Genomic DNA, 16,943 nt, shown 5'->3' with positions numbered 1-16,943 from the left:
CACGAGTACGCGCCAATACTCGGAGCGTCGATGCCATGAGCAGGACGATGGTTACAACAAAAACCAAGGGGAAAGACTATGAACATCGGAACACGCAAACACCCGCTGCTTCGCGGGATCGGACTGGCCCTGGCCCTTGGGTCAGCAGCAGGACTGGCCGTCCAGGCAAGCGCCAAAGACGTTACCTGGGAAGATATCGCCAACGACGCCCAGACCACCGAGAACGTGCTGGGCTACGGCATTGGTCCCAAGGCGCAACGTTACAGCCCCATGACCACCATTAACCGCGACAACGTCGAGCGCCTGGTTCCGGCCTGGTCGTTCTCGTTCGGCGATGAAAAGCAACGGGGCCAGGAATCCCAGGCACTGGTCCATGACGGTGTTATCTATATCACCGGCTCCTACTCTCGCCTTTTCGCGTTGGACGCAAAAACCGGGGAACGTCTCTGGGAATACAGCCATCGTCTGCCCGAGGGCATTCGCCCTTGCTGCGACGTGGTCAATCGGGGTGCGGCTATTTTCGGCGACAAGGTTTTCTTCGGCACACTGGATGCCGGCATCGTTGCCCTCAACAAAGACACCGGCAAAGTCGTGTGGCGTGAGAAGTTCGCCGACCATGAGGCCGGCTACACCATGACCGGCGCCCCAACGCTCGTAAAGGATCAAAAGACCGGCAAGGTCCTGCTGATTCACGGCTCCTCGGGGGATGAATTCGGCGTTGTCGGCAAATTGTTTGCCAGGGACCCGGATACCGGCAAGGAAGTCTGGATGCGCCCATTCGTTGAAGGCCACTATGGCCGCCTCAATGGCGAAAAGAGCACGCCGACGGGCGACCCTCGTGCGCCCAGCTGGCCGGATGATCCCAACACCGAAACCGGCAAGGTGGAAGCCTGGAGTCATGGCGGCGGCGCCCCCTGGCAAAGCGCCAGCTTCGACGCGGAAACCAATACCATCATTATTGGTGCCGGCAACCCCGCCCCATGGAATACCTGGAAGCGGACATCTCCAGGCGGTGACCCTGCCGACTACGACAACCTGTACACCTCCGGCCAGGTGGGTGTAGACCCGACCACCGGCGAAGTGAAGTGGTTCTACCAGCACACGCCGAATGATGCCTGGGATTTCTCCGGCAACAACGAGCTGGTGCTGTTCGAATACGATGACAACGGCGAAACCGTTAAAGCAACGGCCCATGCTGACCGCAACGGTTTCTTTTACGTCATCGACCGTGAGAACGGCGAATTCAAGAAAGGCTTCCCGTTCGTCGACAACATCACCTGGGCCGAGCGCATTGGCGAGGATGGCCGTCCTGTGGAGGTAGAAGGCCAGCGTCCGCCACCTGTTGCAGAGGGTGAAACCCGTGGCGAGGCCATTGAGGTATCGCCGCCGTTCCTTGGCGGCAAAAACTGGAACCCGATGGCGTACAGCCAGGACACCGGTTTGTTCTACGTTCCCGCCAACCACTGGAAAGAGGATTACTGGACCGAAGAAGTCACCTACAAGAAAGGGGCCGCTTATCTGGGCCAGGGCTTCCGGATCAAGCGCATGTACGATGACCACGTGGGCATCCTGCGGGCCATGAATCCTCTGACCGGTGAAATCGAGTGGGAACACAAGGAACGCTTGCCACTGTGGGCCGGCGTGCTGGCAACCAAGGGTGGCCTGGTATTCACCGGCACCGGCGACGGCTTCCTGAAGGCATTCGATTCTGAAACCGGGGAAGAACTCTGGAAGTTCCAGACCGGCTCCGGAATCATCTCCTCACCGATTACCTGGGAGATGGACGGCGAGCAGTACATCTGGGTTGCCTCCGGTTACGGCGGCGCGGTTCCGCTCTGGGGCGGCGACATGGCGGAGCTGACCAAGCCCATTTCCCAGGGCGGGTCCTTCTGGGTCTTCAAGATGCCTTCCTGGGCACAGGCCTCCCGCTAACGAACCTCCGGACTGGGCCTGGCCTTTCGCCAGGCCCCTTTTTCCAACCGGAACTCAGGAGTGAACTCATGAGACCGTTTATTGGCATTACGCTTTTACTGTTCATTACACCCGCACTGGCCGGCGATTACATGGCCGACCTGGATCAGGTTCCTGTTATCAATGGCTGCAAACTGGAAAGAGAGGCCAGCTGTGCCGGCGCTGACTTGCGGGGAGCGGATCTGTCGAATATGGATCTTCGCTCCGCCAACTTCCGCGGTGCCAACCTGTCCGGCGCTAACCTCAGCCACACCAGTTTGAGAGGCGCCAATCTAGACGGGGCTAACCTCGACAACGTCACCGGATACCGCCTTCAGGTGTACCGGGCCAGCATGAGGGGGGCATCGCTAAAGGATGCCGAATTGCAGGGAATACAAGGCGAATACCTGTTCGCCCAGGGTGCAGACTTCAGCGGCGCCAATCTGACCGGTGCGAACTTCGACTTCTCCCGTTTTTCCGGCGCCACGCTGGTCAACGCCACCATGCCATTCAGCAGTTTCGAGATTTCCTGGATGCCGAAGGCCAATCTGGAGGGAGCCAACCTGAGGGGGGCAAACCTTCAGGAAGCCAAGCTGGGGCTGGCCAATCTGGCACACGCGGACCTGACCGGAAGCCGCATCCACTATGCCACCTTCGAGGGCACTTACATGGAAGGCTGCACAGCCTGCCCCTTTGACTGGTGATCCGGGGCGGGCTCAGACCCGCCTTGCTTCCTCCAACTGACCATAGCGTATCAGGCCGGCATCGACCGCAAGATGAATCAACTCCACGGACGAGGACACCTGAAGCTTACTTTTCAGGCCAGCCAGGTGATTGGAAACGGTTTTACTGCTGACACACAACCGCTCGGCAATGCCTGAGACACTCTCGCCCCTGGCGTACATCAACAACACTTCCATCTCCCGCTGGGTCATATCCCGGAGGCGGTGATCGACCGGCCGCTCCTGATTCATCGCCAAGCGCGTGGCAATCGGATGCTCGATGTACGGTTGACCCGATGCCACCCGCTTTACAGCTTCCGCAAGTTCCTCGGGCGCGCAGCTCTTGGATACAAAACCGAGCCCACCTACGTCCAGCGCCTGACGCACCATGGGCAACTCATCGTGCATGGTGAAGAACAGGATCGCGGCTCCCCGCCAGCGCTGGCGCAGTCGACGCCCGACCTCCAGCCCGGAGATATCGGGCAGCCCCATATCTAACAGCACCACGTCGGGCCGCAGCTCGCCATAGCGGGCAACGGCATCCTGACCGTTGTCGACCTCGGTGATGGCCACTGCCGGCAGCATGGAGCGCAGCAGGTTGGCGATGCCCTGACGGACCACCTGGTGGTCATCCACAATCATCAGCTTCATGAAACGCCTCCGTTACCAGGGGAGAGCGGCACTGCCAACCGGATTCGGGTCCCCTCCCCCAATCGGCTAAGAAACTTCACTTCACCGCCCAGGCAGCGGGCTCGCTCACACATGGAGCGCAGGCCCAGGCCGGCATTGCCGGGCAGTTGATCGTTGCCCACGCCATCATCACGCACCTCGATGCTCAACTCGTTGTGAGTACGGGCAACCGCGAGCATGGCACAGGACGCGTTGGCATGACGGGAAATGTTGTTCAGGGCTTCCTGCAGGAAGCGGTACAGATGGGTCTGCTGCTCACCGGTGAAATCGGGCAGGCGCTCGTCCATGGCCAGGCGACATTCAAGCCCGCTGAGCTGTTGCCATTGCTCGGTCAGATGGCGAATGGCACTGCCGAGGCCCAGCTGCTCCATCACCAGGGGGTGCAGCTCCTGCAGCAGGTGCCGGAAGTGTTTCTGGACAGTCTCACAGTGTTCGGCCAGATCCCGGGCCTGCTGCTTCTGTCGGTCGCTGAGGTCCGGATCGTAGAGCAGACTGCGAGCCTGGGCCCGAATGCCCGTCAGGTACTGGCCGAGATCGTCGTGCAGCACCCGGGCAATGTGTTCGCGCTCCCGATCCTGCAACTGCAGGAGTTCATTGAGCAGACGGCTCACCGTTTGCTGTTCCGATTCCAGCGCCCCGGCCATGAAATTGAACCGGCAAACCAGCGCATCCAGTTCCTGTTCGCCCTGCCGAGGCAGTCTGGACGTCAGTTGGCCCTCAGACACCGCTCCCATGGCCTCGGACAGGCTGGCAAGCGTGCGCATGCCCCGCCGAACCATCACGAACAGCGCCAGAAAACAAAGCCCCATACCGATCGCATAAGCACCCGAGATCAACAGAAAACCTTCCCAGATCTCCTCGACCTCGTCGGCGGGATCAACCCGCCAGCCATTGATCACAGGCCGGAGCGTTTCTCCGGCTATCAGCACCGAGAACCAGGCCGGTACTTCTCCTCCGGACCCGCGTTCCATCCTCGCCGCCGGGGTCAGGTGGCGCATGCTGCTGACCATGGAGTCCGGAAGACCCTTGGGGCTTGCCAGGCTCTGGGCAAGCCCGGCAACACCGTCGAGCTCCCGCTGCACATCATGGCGGGCCTGCTGGGTGTAGAGCAGCGCCCCAAGCAGGTAGATGAGGAGGAAAACCACCAGCATCAACAAGGAAATCTTCCGGTATACGGTCATTGTTGTTATCCGTTGCGGGTACTTAGCGTCTCTACATCCATGCTAAAGCCGCCAGATTTCACCGGAATAGTTCTTTAGTACCGCCACTTTCCTACTTTCTGAATATTTCCGGGACTTTTTCCCTTCTCTAAGCTGGAAGCACAACAACAAACCGGAGAATCCCATGTCTTTTCTCACCCGGACAGCGGCGACATCACTGATTGCCCTGGTAGCAGCAACCCCGTTGAAAGCGGAATCGCCGGACGTGCGGATTGGCTACCTGCAGTGGGTGCCCGACCAGGGCCCGGTGCTTTCCAATGTGATCCCGGAACCTGAGGACGCCGGTCTGCGGGGCGCCGAACTGGCCATCAACGACAACAGCACCACCGGCAAGTTTCTGGGCCAGACCTACTCACTCCAAAGCAATGTTGCGGATACCGAAGAAGCGGCCATCGCGGCCTTTGATTCAATGCGCGAGAACGGCTTGGAGCTATTCGTGGTGAACGCGCCTGCCTCAACCCTGAAAATCCTCACCGAAAAGGCCGGCGACAACACTCTGATCTTCAACGCCGGGGCCAAAGACGATGCCCTGCGCACCGGCCAGTGCCACGTGAACCTGCTGCACACCATGCCCAGCTATTCGATGCTTACCGATGCCCTCGGCCAGTGGCTGAACCAGCGACGCTGGGATGAGGTGTTCTTGATTACCGGCCCCACCGAGGCCGACAAGGGCTGGGCGGACGCCTTCCGCCGTTCGGCCAAGCGCTTCGGGCTGGAGATCGTCGAAGACAAGCCCTGGACCTTTGATGCCGACCTGCGTCGCACCGCCTCGAAAGAGTTGCCCCTTTTCACCCAGGCCAGCGATTACGACGCGGTGGTGGTGGCCGATGTGCGGGGCGATTTTGGCGAGTACGTGCCATTCAACACCTGGCTGCCACGCCCGGTGGTGGGCACCCAGGGCATGTCGCCGGTCACCTGGCACCGGGTAGTGGAGAGCTGGGGCGCAGCGCAACTGCAGAACCGGTTCCGCGAACTGGCCGATCGGAACATGAACAGCGAAGACTACGCCGCCTGGGCAGCCATTCGCGCCATCGGTACTGCCGTGACCGACCTGAATTCCGCAAATCCAACTGAGATCCGGAACTTCCTGTTCAGCGACGAATTCCAACTGGCCGCCTTCAAGGGCCGCAAGGTTACTTTCCGGGACTGGAACGGCCAGATGCGCCAACCCATTCCGCTGGTGCATCCGAGAGGGCTGGTGGCGACCGCCCCGTTCGAAGGCTTCCTGCACCCGAATACCGAACTGGACACCCTCGGCTTTGACCGGCCCGAGAGCGAGTGCCGGATCAACGGCTGACCCAGCGGCTACGAACGTTTAAAACAAGAAGGAGCTAAAAGATGAAAACCCTGATCAAGCGCACGGCCCTGGCTGCCATGATTGGTCTGTCGACACCGGCTCTGGCCAGCGTGGCCTATGTCTCCAACGAGAAGGACAACACCCTGTCGGTGATCGATACCGAAACCCAGGAAGTGATTGAAACCATCGACGTCGGCCAGCGGCCCCGGGGCATTCTGCTCTCCAAGGATTTTACCAAGCTGTACATCTGCGCCAGCGACGATGACACCGTACAGGTACTGGACCTGGCCACCCGCAAGATCGTGGACACCCTGCCCTCCGGGGAGGACCCCGAGCAGTTCGCCCTGCATCCGAACAACAAGCATCTGTACATCGCCAATGAAGACGATGCCATCGTGACCGTGGTGGACGTCGACACCAAGGATGTTTTGGCCCAGATTGATGTGGGTATCGAACCGGAAGGCATGGCGGTGAGCCCGGACGGCAAGTGGGCGGTGAACACCTCGGAAACCACCAGCATGCTGCACTGGATCAACACCGAAACCTTCGAGATCGAGAAAAACATCGTCGTGGGCCAGCGCCCGCGCCACGTGGAGTTCACCAAAGACAGCAAGATTGCCTGGGCCTCCGCAGAAATCGGCGGCACCGTGCACATCATCGATGTCGACAACCTGGAACAGATCCACGAGATGTCCTTCAAGGTGCCGGGCGTGAATCAGGACCGGGTGCAGCCGGTGGGCATTGAACTGACGTCCGATGGCAAGTATGCGTTCGTGGCGCTGGGCCCCTCCAATCATGTGGCGGTGGTGGATGCCCAGACCTACGAGGTGCTGGATTACCTGCTGGTGGGCAGCCGGGTCTGGCAGCTGGATCTGGACAAGGACGAGAAGCACCTGTACACCACCAACGGCGTCTCTGGCGATGTGTCGGTGATCGATGTGGAGGACCTGAAGGTCATCAAATCCATCAAGGTAGGCCGCTACCCCTGGGGTGTGGTCATCGACCCGACGTCATGACCATCGAAGCGAGCAACCTCGGCTTTCGCTACGGCGACAAGCCAGTGCTCCGGGAGGTCAGCTTCGCGCTGACCTCTGGCCGTTTTCACGCCCTGCTCGGGCCCAACGGCGCGGGTAAGTCTACCCTGTTCGGGCTGCTCACACGGCTTCTGGCCCTGCAGCAGGGCGATATTCGGCTGGGCGGCCAATCCCTGAAAAAGCAGCCGGCCGAGGCCATGCGCCAGATCGGCGTGGTGTTCCAGCAGAATGCCTTGGACCTGGACCTGACCGTTCGCCAGAACCTGCAGTATCACGCCGCCCTGCACGGGTTGTCCCGCAAGCAAGCCAGGGCCCGGGGTGACCGGGAGCTGGAACGCTTCGAACTACTGGACCGGGCCAACGACGCCGTCCGCCAGCTCAACGGCGGCCACCGCCGGCGGGTGGAAATCGCCCGCGCCCTGCTGCATGAGCCCTCGCTACTATTGCTCGACGAACCCACGGTGGGCCTGGACGTTGCCAGCCGCAAGGCGCTCAACGAACACGTTCGGACCCTGAGTGAAGAAGACGGCCTGACCGTACTCTGGGCCACCCACCTGATTGAAGAAGTTCGCGCCGATGACCGGGTACTGATCCTGCACCAGGGCCAACTGCTGGCTGACGGCAATGGCCAGGCCATCTGCGACGCCGAAGGCACCCGCGATCTGGCCGAAACCTTCCACGCCCTGACCGGAGCCGGCTGATATGAAAGCAGCTCACTACTGGCATTGTTTTGTAGGTATCCAGACACGGGAATGGCTCCGGTTCTGGCAGCAGCGCACTCGCTTTGCCAGCGCTCTGGTCCGGCCACTGCTCTGGCTGGTGGTCTTCGCCGCCGGTTTCCGGGCTGTGCTGGGCATTTCCATCATTCCGCCCTACGACACCTACATCACCTATGAAACCTACATCGCGCCCGGTCTGTGCGGCATGATCATCCTGTTCAACAGCATGCAGGGCGCCCTGTCCATGGTGTATGACCGGGAGTTGGGCAGCATGCGGGTGCTCCTCATGAGCCCTCTGCCTCGCCCCTTCCTGCTGGTTACCAAACTGTTGGCCATGGGCGTGGTCTCCATCGGCCAGGTGTATGTATTCCTGCTGTTGGCCCTGCTGGTGGATGTCGAGCCGCCATTGTGGGGTTACCTGGCTGTGCTGCCGGCGTTGATTCTGACCAGCCTCATGCTGGGCGCTCTGGGCCTGCTGATCGCCACCTGGATAAAGCAACTGGAGAACTTTGCCGGGGTAATGAATTTCGTCATCTTCCCGATGTTCTTCATGTCCTCGGCGCTCTACCCGCTCTGGCGCATGAACGAGGCCAGCCCCTGGCTTTACTGGATTTGCCAGTTCAATCCCTTCACCCATGCGGTGGAAGCCATCCGGTTTTCCCTGTACCTGGAGTGGAACCCGATGGCTTTCGGTATTACCGCGGGCGTGACGGCGATGCTGGCGTTACTGGCCACGGCCGGCTTCCGGCCGCAACGCACCCGGGTTCTGGGCAGCAAGCCCGCGTAGGACGAGCAACCAGAGCAGTGACATGGCGAGGCTCGCCACCACGATGGCCGGGCCGACCGGTACATCGAACATTACGGAAACCACCACCGCACACAGGTGCCCGGCAATGCCACAGCAAGCGGCCAGGAAAGGCCCTTTACCGACAAGGGAGCCGAGGATCAGCGGTGTCATAATCAAGGTCGCAAACACCACGTAGATGCCAGCCAGGGAGACCGAATAGGTCACCGCCACCGCGAACACCGGCATGAAAACCGCACCCGTCATCCAGGCGGGGCGCCAAAGGCTTAGCAACCAGACCAGCGCGGAGAGCATGCCAACGGCAAGCACCGCAGGCCAACTGGCCCATAGCAGGTCACCCGACGCGGCTCTCTGGAGCGCCTGGGCGCCGTGGGGATCGCCACTGACCAGCAGCACCGCGAGACTCGCCCCGACCACGTAGAGGATACCGATCCACGCCTCCTTCGCATGTGCCAGACGACGGAAGATCAGGTGAACCGCCACGGCCGCCAGTAGCGCAAACATCAGGCTGCTGACCGGTGCGCCAGCCAGGGTGTGGTTGGGCAGAAAATACATGCCGGCCAGGGTGCCCAATGCCGCCCACTGGGCAATGGCCAGATCCGCAAAAATCACGCCTCGGGCAATCACCTGGTAACCCAACGGGACCAGTAGCAGGCAAAGCATGGCACTGCCTGCTACTGGCAGGAGCAGCCATTCATACTCCGTCATGGGAGGCTCCGGCTGCAGCCGACTCAACCTGACGAATGATCTCGCTGATCAGCCCGCCCAGGGTGTCCGCCGGCGCTTCGCCCGTCACCGTCCCCGGCACCACCACAACGGGCAGCCCGGTTTGCTCCGCCAGCCATTCTGCCGGATGCGGGTCCTGGTAGCTGGCAATCAGGATGGCGCTGACACCTTCCAGTTCCGGGTTGGCCAGCAACTGGCTCAGGTGGCTGGCACTAGGCGGCAACCCCGGCTTGGGTTCCAGATCCGCTGCCGTTTCGACGCCCAACCATCGCAGCAGGTAGCCGAAGTTGGAGTGCTGAACCACTACAGACTGGCCTTCAAGCGCTTCGGCCCTCGCCCGCCACTCGGCGCGCAGGGCATTCCATTCGCCCCGCCAGCGAATGTAGCGGCCCTGTATGGCGGCAGCCCTCGCCGGTTCGATCTCTCCCAGACGCTTTGCCAGGGCACGGGCAATCTCCGGCAACTGATCCGGCGACAGGTGCACATGGGGATTACCCTCTGGGTGCACATCGCCCATGCTGCGATCCACGTGATCGTGGGGCGCGTGCAGCTGAGCATGATCGGCGGCAAAGAACAGCCCGGCGCGTCTGGCCTGAATGGCCGGGTTCGAGGCCCGTTGAAGCAGCATGGGTAACCAACCGGCTTCCAGCGAGGCACCGGTGCAGACAGCAATATCCGCGCGCCGCACCGCCGCAATCAGGCTTGGCCGTGCCTCGATGTAATGAGGGTCCTGAAGGTGACTGGTCGCGGTGGTGAGCTCGGCATCGGGCACCAGCGTCCGGACCAGGGCCGCCCATTCCGGTTCACAGGCGAACACCCGAAGCTGGGCCTGGGCCGGAACGGATGTCACGATCAACAACAGTGCCGCAACGGCGTTACGACGTGTCATATCAGTACCCATGGGCGCCGTGGGCACCGAGGGACATGACGTACTGCACCATCACGGTATTGTCGGCGTTGCTGAACCCGGCCGCTTCCTGATGGGTGTACTGCAGCCGTACCGTGGAGAAGTGAGAGCGGGACCAGGACAGCATCACGTCGGTCTCTTCCAGGGTTTGATTGTGGAAGTGATCGCCATGGGCTTCCTGAAGATCCACCTCACCGTAACGAACGCCCGCCGACCACTGGGGCGCAAACTGGTAAACGCCGGAAACGTACCAGCCTTCATTGGTATCGTCAGACGCCGCAAACTGGTTCAGCTCATCCGCATAGAGGTATTCGCCGCTGAGCGTCAGCTGTTGTTCACGGTTGTTTCCGTCGGGGGACCACTTCCAGACCAGATCGGCGATATAGAGGTTTTCGCCGGTGTAGGCCGCACCGTGGCTGTGGTCGTGCCCTTCCTCATGATCGTGATCGTGGCTGCCGTCCCCGGTTTCCGCCGATTTCGCATGGCGGTTCCGCAGCCAGGAGAGCCCCAGCTGCCAGCTTTGTGACAGACTGATATCACCACCAAGCCGGGTATTGACGGTGTAAACACCAATGTCTTCCTCACCCTCAGTCAGCTGGTCACCAGCAAAGGCTTCCGCACCGACCTGCCAGAAAAAAGGCGTTGGCAACAACACGTTCAGGCGTGCCCCGGTGTCGTAATAGTGGCTGCCAAGCATCGCGCGATAGGCGGCCGGGCGCTCGACAAAATCGTCCTCATGCATATGGCGCCCATTCAGATAGCCCACCTGCGACAGGAACCGCCCTGCCCGAACGTTCAGTGCGTACGGTAACCCGTTCGTTTGCAGATACGCCTCTTCAATCAGTACCTCACTCTCACCGTCGTGCTCTTCGAATACAGCGGTGAGTCGGCCGGAGAACAGGTCATCAATCGGGGAAGACAGGGACAGTTCTGTGTGGCCGAGGCCGAAGCCCTGCTCGCGATGGGACAGAGCGCTCTCGTTCTGTTTGTAGTATCCGTCCAGCGTCACACTGACCTCCGGATTGAGTTCTTTGGCGGTTGCCCAGCCCGCCGTCATGGCCAATGGAAAAATGGCAAAAGGAGCAAAACGTTTAAACATAGGGACTCCGGATATAAAGCAGCAGGGCGCGTCGACGCGCCCCGCGGGATTGAAAGCAGATTAGTGGGAATGCTCGTCGTCGTGATCGTGGTCGTGGCCCGCGTCGGCCAGACCCAGCCAGGCGATGGCAGAGGCACTGAAACCGAGGTCGATGGTCCGAACGATATCACCATCGGTGGTATCCACTTCGATCACGGACTGGTTGTGCAGCACGAACAGTCGCTCCTGGGCGGCAGACGTGGTCACGGCCAGCGTGTCCTCTTCGCCCGGCGCGGCCATCAACTCAACCGTGGTGATCAGTTGCCAATCGTTAGACGGGTCAAACAACCTCAGGCCGCCATCATCGCCGAGCACATAGAAGACCTCCCCGTGGGTCGTGAAGCCCTGGGCCAGGCGGCCAACGCCCTCCCCGAGTTCAAGCTCGTGGTAGACCTCAGCAGTTGATTCCGGATGGATCGCGAACAGACGGTCACCGGCAATGCCAACCAGCTCCTCAACATCGTGATTGGCAATCACGGTTCCGATGCGAGCGCCCTCCGCCAGGCCCTCGGGGTTCGCCAGCTTGGTGGCCGGATAACCGGTTTCCTGCAGATTAATCACCAGAACGCCATCGCTGCAGCCAAAGCCAAGGCTATGGGCATTGGCGGCAGCACCGTGAAGCCTCGGGCAAGCCTGGCTGTAACGTTCTTCGAATTCGAAGCTGCTGCCGTCCAGGTGGTAACGTTCAACCGCCGCTGGCAGCGTGGTGTCCGTGATTGAGCTGTCCCGATAGGTCACAAACAGGTGGCCATCGATCATCTTGGCAACACCGTGCATGGCGTTCTCCAGCTGAAGGCTGGCCACGGTGGCGCCGCTTCCCAGTGTCGCATCCGAAAACACGGTCACTTTCGAGCTTGCGGCCTCACCACCGTCGAAGAAAACGACACCTTCCGATTCACCCGAAGAATAGTGCGTCGGTTTGTGATCGTTCAGGGTGAGGGTCAGCATGCTCGGCGTCTCTGCGTAATCATGCATGTGATCGCCGTGGTCCTCGGTATACAGCCCACCGTCAACAAACGACACCAGATCGTCGCCCCGCTGGATAGCGACCGCATACCGATTGCCGGGTGAGGCATAGAGGCGCGGCGCTTCACCATTCATGGCCATGGAGGCAAGCACTTCACTGCTGTCGAGGTCCAGCACCTTGAGCTGCGAAGCGTCGGTATCGAACAGGGCCAGACGACCCGCCGTGTCGATATCGCTATGCTCGTGGGGCTCGTCGCCACCGCTGCTGCTACCGCCGCAGGCCGCCAGCATCGCTGCCGAGAGCAGCAGCACAGAGGTAGCGATCGGTCGAAGGCTGAAGGGAAATTGGCGGGATTGATCAGACATCAAGAACTCCTTATTAAATGTTATAACATTACCTCTAGTGCTTCAGGAAAGTCGGTCCAGACTTTGCACTTCAGAGTCGCAACCGAGCCGGTTGGCATGACCTGGATACGGTGTTCCGCGCCTGCCGCACACAGGAATGAAATTAAATTCACTAACATTTCGAGGTCGAAATGTTATGTTATAACATATCTTAAGTAAAGAGCCGCGCATGCGGCATATAGCGAAAAGGCAGGGGTAAAACCATGAACCAATCCGACTCGCGGCTGCCGGTTACGGTACTGTCCGGTTTCCTGGGCGCCGGTAAAACCACCGCTCTCAACCACATTCTCACCAACCGCGCGGGCAAGGAGTTCTGGCAGACCCTCAATGATCCCTTTCCTGCCTGGAGATAAGTCATCATAACGCTAGAGATCACAACTGTTATAATCCCCGCCCTTGCCATTGGTGCGGAGCAAACAGAACACCGCATGAAGACCCTTTCAATGAAGCTATAAACCATGTTTTCAACGCCCCATAAACTGGTGCTTGGCGCAGTGGCCGCCGCTCTGCTGGTATTAAACCTGACGCCACTCAAATCATCGCCGGCATTGGCCGACCTGTCCTCGGCCCAGCAGGAAAACGCGAGCCACGCCCCCACGCCACGGTCCGGAGCCATCGATCCCGCAGCCACCAAGGCGAACCAGATGGCGGAGCCCCCGACGGGAAAAACCATTGATTGGCGCGTCAAACCCGGAGACACATTGAGCCGGATTTTCCGGGCAAACAACGCGCCCATGGAGGATCTTCAGGAGATTCTGTCAGCAGACGCCGAGTATCTGCATCTGGAAATGCTGAGGCCCGGAACCCGAATCGGCTTGAACTTCGATGCGCAGGGACAATTTTCAGAGCTGGTCCTGTTTCTTGACCCGGCACGCCACGTTACCTACTCGCGCCAACCCGATGGCGCCTTCGTGCATCAGACCTTCGAAGAAGAGACTTTTTGGGTCTCCGAGGTGCTCAGGGGCACCATCAATGGCAGTTTTTACGCCTCAGCTATGCAAGCGGGCGTAACGCAGGCGCAGATCCTTCTCATCGACCAGCTTCTGGGTAGCCAACTCAATTTCCGGAGGGATCTCAGGGCCGGCGACCGGTTCTCCATCATCATTGGCCACGAAATGACGGGCACCCAAAGCACCGGCAAGACCCGCATCGAAGCCCTGTCTCTGGAACGCAGTGCCAGAACCCATTACGCCTTTCTTCATGACGATGGCAATTACTACGATGAGAAGGGCGAGAGTGTGACGCCCGCCTTTCTGCGCCTGCCCACCCGGAAGCAATACCGTGTGAGCTCACGTTTCAACCCCAGGCGATTACACCCCGTGTCAGGGCGTACCGCACCTCACAACGGGGTGGATCTGGCGACACCAACGGGCACCCCGGTACTCAGTACCGGAGACGGCATCGTGACCCGCGTTGGAAACCACCCCTACGCCGGCAAATACATCGACATCGAGCATGGGGGGATGCACACCACACGCTACCTGCATCTCCATAAGATCCTGGTTCGTAAAGGCGCCGCGATTGAGCGCGGACAGAAAATTGCCTTGTCAGGAAATACCGGGCGCAGCACCGGCCCGCACCTTCATTTTGAGTTCCACATCAATGGTCGCCCGGTTGATCCCCTGACGGCCGACATCCCGACCGCCGCAGCCATTCCGGAAACGGAGATTGCATCCTTCAAGAGAAAACTCCGTGAACAAAGGACGGTCATGGAACATGCCGCAAGCCGGTCAGAGCTCGCGATGACCCAAGGGTTGCCGGAGTTCGACGAAACCTGACACCACGAGCGCGACGCGACTACCCCTGTCGCAACCTTCCCAGCAGTTCTTCCAATCGTTGGGGATCGCCCACCGTGTCGGTCCATTGCAAACTGGCCGGCTTCCCATTCAGGTACCACAGACGGTTAGCCAGACTCACGACATCTTTGTCATCGTGAGTCACACAGATCATCGCCATATCCGGCTGCGCGTCCAGAATCCCGGAGACCAGCGCTTTGAGTTCCGCGACCATGATCGGATCCAGCGAGGCAAACGGCTCGTCCAGCAACAGCAGGTCCGGTTTAACAGCCAGGCATCGCGCCAAGGCTGCTCGCCTGGCCATTCCCAGGGATAACTGGTCTGGCAGATAGGCCCCGTAACCGGCGAGGCCAACCTGCATCAGCAATTCCTCGGCTTCCCGTTTGCTGGCGCCAACCAGCCTGAGGTTCGACATCAGGCTCTTCCAGGGCAGCAGGCGATGCTCCTGAAACAGGTACCCCACCCGAAGCACCTCACGCCCCAGCACGGCCGATTCCGGAATCGATTTATCAAGACCGGCAATGGCATTCAGCAGTGTGGTCTTGCCAATGCCCGACGGGCCCATCAGACAGATACGGTCGCCCCGTTCAATACCCACAAAGATCTCACCCAGCACCGGCTGACCGAAATCCCGACCGGCGATCCGCAACTCAAGCATGGACCGACTCCGGTTGGCGCCATCTGCTGGAACGGTTTTCAAGTGGCTGCAGTATCGCGAGCTCGATCAGTTGCACCACGGCGATAAACGCCAGACTGTATGCCAGGATGGCGGACACATCGAACACCTGGAACGCCATGTGCAACTGAAATCCGACTCCATTCGACCGGCCGAGCAACTCGACGACCAGGACAATCTTCCAGATCAGCGCCAAACCTCCTCTGGTCGCCACCATCAGGTAGGGGAAAAGCTGGGGCATCCAGACGTCACGCAACCGCTGCCATAGGGAGAATCGGTACACGCTGGCCATTTGCTCAAGCCGGTAATCAAGGCTCCGGGCTCCTTCCCTCACCGTCACTGCGACATTGGGTATCTTGTTTACAACGACGGCCATCACAGCCGCAGCTTCCACCAGTCCGAACCAGACGTACATCAGAATGATGGTCACCAGAGCAGGCAGGTTAAGCATGAGCACCAGCAGAGGATCGAACAGCGCATTGAAGGTGCGTGATCGCCCCAACACCAGGCCAATAGCGGTACCGAGCAGCATCGCCAGGGAAAACGCCAGGATAACGCGGGACAAGGTTGCCCCCAGGTGCATCCAGAGCTGGCCTGAGGAGGACTCTCTGACAAGGGTTTCCAGTACCTCCATCGGACCCGGCAACAACGGGGAACCCAGATATCCTGCAGTCATCGCCCACAAAACCATCAGTCCAGGCAGCACAATCCAGTAGCTCCAGACCGGCGGGCGGTGCGTCCCCACGTTCATGGCTGCCACCGATAGAACAGGTCGTCGGGCATTAACTGTGACGGGTCGGCGCCGGTCAGAATCAGCAACTGTTTCATATCAGCGATGCGCTGGTCGGTCTGAGATCCGGGAACGCCCTGCACAAATCCCCGCCTGAGCGCCTCGAATACACCATCCGCAGGGTGTCCCATTAATGGCCGGAGACGGTCCCAGTGCCCCGCTTCGCGGGCCAGTTCGGCTTTCGTGCCAGCCAGGGCGACGGCAAACCGATCAATGAGGTCAGCATGCTGCCGGGCCCAGTCTTCGGGGAACACATAACCCAGCACCGGCAGTTGGCGCTCAAGGCCAAGCTCTGACAGCAATTCGGCCATACTGAACGCCGACCGCCATCCACCCTCCCCCTGCATTCGTGCCGCAAAATGCCAATAGGTCACGATGACATCCAACTGCCCCCGCTTGAGGGACTGGCTGAGCAATGGAGGTGCGGCAAACTGGACTGACGCAGACGCCGACAGATCTATCCCTTGTCGGGTGGCTACACGATTCAGCAGAACCCAGCCTTTGCTGTCAGGTCCGCCAGCGACACCAATGCGTTTGCCCGGCAGGTCTGCCAGTGTGGATATTTCAGACGTCTCGGCCACCAGTATCTCGCCAATCCGGGAAGAAAACGGCAAATACAGGTAGGAGGCCCCCGCCTGATACCGGAACTGAGTCCAGAGCAGATCGGCGACGGCACCGTTGACGGACCCCGCTGTCACTGCCAGCCTCGAGGCCGGCAGATTCGCCACCGGCAACAATTCAAGCCGGAATCCGTTGGCCCTGTCGAGGCCCCGATACTGCAGATGATCCAGTTCCCAATGGGCGGTGCCAAACTGGAGAACACTCAGGGACAAAACCGGCAGATCACTCCCATCGTCATCGCCCGCCGCGATCACCACCGGGCACCCCACGAGCAACAACAGCGCTGTGAGGGCGGTAAGCAACCAGTGGCGACCGACAGGGTGGCCGGGAGAGCGTGTTGTATGTATTGGCGCGTTCATGACTCAACGATACGAACCGCACCCCGGCGCAAGAATAGTACTTTGGTGCCTGTTTTTTGGTGCGATGGTCGCATTCAACCTCTGGCGCAGATCGCGTGTAATGAGAGAATCACAATAATAAG

General features: G+C 60.2%; 16 protein-coding genes and 1 pseudogene. 8 read left to right on the top strand and 9 right to left on the bottom strand.

Annotated elements, in window-relative coordinates:
* The first annotated feature begins 78 nt into the window (after positions 1–78).
* Both ACSSVV_RS15280 and ACSSVV_RS15275 read left to right on the top strand, forming a co-directional pair.
* A complete protein-coding gene (locus tag ACSSVV_RS15280) occupies positions 79–1,932 on the top strand; it encodes a methanol/ethanol family PQQ-dependent dehydrogenase (protein WP_454106497.1) in 1,854 nt (617 codons plus the stop codon).
* Positions 1,933–2,000: 68 nt separating this feature from the next.
* Positions 2,001–2,654, top strand: coding sequence for a pentapeptide repeat-containing protein (locus ACSSVV_RS15275; protein WP_454106496.1), 654 nt, complete (start codon positions 2,001–2,003; stop codon positions 2,652–2,654).
* A 12-nt stretch (positions 2,655–2,666) separates the two neighbouring features.
* On the opposite strand, the gene ACSSVV_RS15270 is transcribed toward ACSSVV_RS15275, so the two are convergent.
* Positions 2,667–3,323 carry a response regulator gene (locus ACSSVV_RS15270; protein ID WP_454106495.1) on the bottom strand — a complete coding sequence of 219 codons (657 nt, stop codon included), beginning with the start codon at positions 3,321–3,323 and terminating at the stop codon, positions 2,667–2,669.
* Positions 3,320–4,543: a HAMP domain-containing sensor histidine kinase gene (locus ACSSVV_RS15265; RefSeq protein WP_454106494.1), complete on the bottom strand. Its 1,224-nt coding sequence runs from the start codon at positions 4,541–4,543 to the stop codon at positions 3,320–3,322. The genes ACSSVV_RS15270 and ACSSVV_RS15265 overlap by 4 nt, the downstream gene beginning before the upstream one ends.
* A 163-nt stretch (positions 4,544–4,706) precedes the next feature.
* Here ACSSVV_RS15265 and ACSSVV_RS15260 point away from each other — a divergent pair, with 163 nt between their 5' ends.
* The 4 genes from ACSSVV_RS15260 to ACSSVV_RS15245 are packed head-to-tail and all read left to right on the top strand — an operon-like array spanning position 4,707 to position 8,419.
* Entirely contained in the window at positions 4,707–5,879 is a 1,173-nt protein-coding gene (locus tag ACSSVV_RS15260; RefSeq protein ID WP_454106493.1) for an ABC transporter substrate-binding protein, read from the top strand.
* Between the two features lie 41 nt (positions 5,880–5,920).
* Positions 5,921–6,895, top strand: a complete 975-nt coding sequence (locus ACSSVV_RS15255; RefSeq protein ID WP_454106492.1) for a YVTN family beta-propeller repeat protein — start codon at positions 5,921–5,923, stop codon at positions 6,893–6,895.
* Positions 6,892–7,614: an ABC transporter ATP-binding protein gene (locus tag ACSSVV_RS15250; RefSeq protein WP_454106491.1), complete on the top strand. Its 723-nt coding sequence runs from the start codon at positions 6,892–6,894 to the stop codon at positions 7,612–7,614. Before ACSSVV_RS15255 ends, ACSSVV_RS15250 begins: the two co-directional genes overlap by 4 nt.
* A 1-nt stretch (position 7,615) precedes the next feature.
* Entirely contained in the window at positions 7,616–8,419 is an 804-nt protein-coding gene (locus ACSSVV_RS15245; RefSeq protein ID WP_121207693.1) for an ABC transporter permease, read from the top strand.
* Here ACSSVV_RS15245 and ACSSVV_RS15240 read toward each other — a convergent pair.
* The 4 genes from ACSSVV_RS15240 to ACSSVV_RS15225 are packed head-to-tail and all read right to left on the bottom strand — an operon-like array spanning position 8,357 to position 12,540.
* Positions 8,357–9,145 (bottom strand): metal ABC transporter permease, encoded by a 789-nt coding sequence (locus tag ACSSVV_RS15240; protein ID WP_454106490.1) that lies wholly within the window; start codon positions 9,143–9,145, stop codon positions 8,357–8,359. The genes ACSSVV_RS15245 and ACSSVV_RS15240 overlap by 63 nt on opposite strands.
* A complete protein-coding gene (locus ACSSVV_RS15235; protein WP_454106489.1) occupies positions 9,132–10,052 on the bottom strand; it encodes a metal ABC transporter substrate-binding protein in 921 nt (306 codons plus the stop codon). The genes ACSSVV_RS15240 and ACSSVV_RS15235 overlap by 14 nt, the downstream gene beginning before the upstream one ends.
* 1 nt (position 10,053) lies before the next feature.
* On the bottom strand, positions 10,054–11,169 hold the full coding sequence (locus ACSSVV_RS15230) for a hypothetical protein (RefSeq protein ID WP_454106488.1): 1,116 nt from the start codon (positions 11,167–11,169) through the stop codon (positions 10,054–10,056).
* Positions 11,170–11,229: 60 nt separating this feature from the next.
* Positions 11,230–12,540 (bottom strand): hypothetical protein, encoded by a 1,311-nt coding sequence (locus tag ACSSVV_RS15225; RefSeq protein ID WP_454106487.1) that lies wholly within the window; start codon positions 12,538–12,540, stop codon positions 11,230–11,232.
* A gap of 242 nt (positions 12,541–12,782) precedes the next feature.
* Between ACSSVV_RS15225 and ACSSVV_RS15220 the strand changes: the two are divergent.
* Both ACSSVV_RS15220 and ACSSVV_RS15215 read left to right on the top strand, forming a co-directional pair.
* Positions 12,783–12,911 (top strand): annotated as a pseudogene (locus ACSSVV_RS15220) (GTP-binding protein); the annotation flags it as partial.
* Between the two features lie 126 nt (positions 12,912–13,037).
* A complete protein-coding gene (locus ACSSVV_RS15215) occupies positions 13,038–14,357 on the top strand; it encodes a peptidoglycan DD-metalloendopeptidase family protein (RefSeq protein ID WP_454106486.1) in 1,320 nt (439 codons plus the stop codon).
* A gap of 19 nt (positions 14,358–14,376) precedes the next feature.
* Here ACSSVV_RS15215 and ACSSVV_RS15210 read toward each other — a convergent pair whose 3' ends face one another.
* The 3 genes from ACSSVV_RS15210 to ACSSVV_RS15200 are packed head-to-tail and all read right to left on the bottom strand — an operon-like array spanning position 14,377 to position 16,821.
* Complete coding sequence (locus ACSSVV_RS15210) at positions 14,377–15,033, bottom strand: ATP-binding cassette domain-containing protein (RefSeq protein WP_222179511.1); 657 nt, start codon at positions 15,031–15,033, stop codon at positions 14,377–14,379.
* Positions 15,026–15,802, bottom strand: a complete 777-nt coding sequence (locus ACSSVV_RS15205) for an ABC transporter permease (RefSeq protein ID WP_454106485.1) — start codon at positions 15,800–15,802, stop codon at positions 15,026–15,028. Before ACSSVV_RS15205 ends, ACSSVV_RS15210 begins: the two co-directional genes overlap by 8 nt.
* The gene (locus ACSSVV_RS15200) at positions 15,799–16,821 is read right to left on the bottom strand and encodes an ABC transporter substrate-binding protein (protein ID WP_454106484.1); all 1,023 of its coding nucleotides are present in this window, start codon (positions 16,819–16,821) and stop codon (positions 15,799–15,801) included. Before ACSSVV_RS15200 ends, ACSSVV_RS15205 begins: the two co-directional genes overlap by 4 nt.
* Between the last annotated feature and the right edge of the window lie 122 nt (positions 16,822–16,943).

The sequence above is a fragment of the Marinobacter sp. MBR-105 genome (assembly GCF_053628895.1).
Note: the sequence above shows the minus strand (reverse complement) of the source record. Positions and strands in the feature narration are given on the sequence as shown.

Coding starts and splice junctions, on each gene's coding strand:
- ACSSVV_RS15275 (WP_454106496.1), top strand. CDS start 2,001: ATGAGACCGTTTATTGGCATTACGCTTTTACTGTTCATTACACCCGCA.
- ACSSVV_RS15270 (WP_454106495.1), bottom strand. CDS start 3,323: ATGAAGCTGATGATTGTGGATGACCACCAGGTGGTCCGTCAGGGCATC.
- ACSSVV_RS15230 (WP_454106488.1), bottom strand. CDS start 11,169: ATGTTTAAACGTTTTGCTCCTTTTGCCATTTTTCCATTGGCCATGACG.
- ACSSVV_RS15280 (WP_454106497.1), top strand. CDS start 79: ATGAACATCGGAACACGCAAACACCCGCTGCTTCGCGGGATCGGACTG.
- ACSSVV_RS15255 (WP_454106492.1), top strand. CDS start 5,921: ATGAAAACCCTGATCAAGCGCACGGCCCTGGCTGCCATGATTGGTCTG.
- ACSSVV_RS15205 (WP_454106485.1), bottom strand. CDS start 15,802: ATGAACGTGGGGACGCACCGCCCGCCGGTCTGGAGCTACTGGATTGTG.
- ACSSVV_RS15225 (WP_454106487.1), bottom strand. CDS start 12,540: ATGTCTGATCAATCCCGCCAATTTCCCTTCAGCCTTCGACCGATCGCT.
- ACSSVV_RS15250 (WP_454106491.1), top strand. CDS start 6,892: ATGACCATCGAAGCGAGCAACCTCGGCTTTCGCTACGGCGACAAGCCA.
- ACSSVV_RS15215 (WP_454106486.1), top strand. CDS start 13,038: ATGTTTTCAACGCCCCATAAACTGGTGCTTGGCGCAGTGGCCGCCGCT.
- ACSSVV_RS15235 (WP_454106489.1), bottom strand. CDS start 10,052: ATGACACGTCGTAACGCCGTTGCGGCACTGTTGTTGATCGTGACATCC.
- ACSSVV_RS15200 (WP_454106484.1), bottom strand. CDS start 16,821: ATGAACGCGCCAATACATACAACACGCTCTCCCGGCCACCCTGTCGGT.
- ACSSVV_RS15260 (WP_454106493.1), top strand. CDS start 4,707: ATGTCTTTTCTCACCCGGACAGCGGCGACATCACTGATTGCCCTGGTA.
- ACSSVV_RS15265 (WP_454106494.1), bottom strand. CDS start 4,543: ATGACCGTATACCGGAAGATTTCCTTGTTGATGCTGGTGGTTTTCCTC.
- ACSSVV_RS15240 (WP_454106490.1), bottom strand. CDS start 9,145: ATGACGGAGTATGAATGGCTGCTCCTGCCAGTAGCAGGCAGTGCCATG.
- ACSSVV_RS15245 (WP_121207693.1), top strand. CDS start 7,616: ATGAAAGCAGCTCACTACTGGCATTGTTTTGTAGGTATCCAGACACGG.
- ACSSVV_RS15210 (WP_222179511.1), bottom strand. CDS start 15,033: ATGCTTGAGTTGCGGATCGCCGGTCGGGATTTCGGTCAGCCGGTGCTG.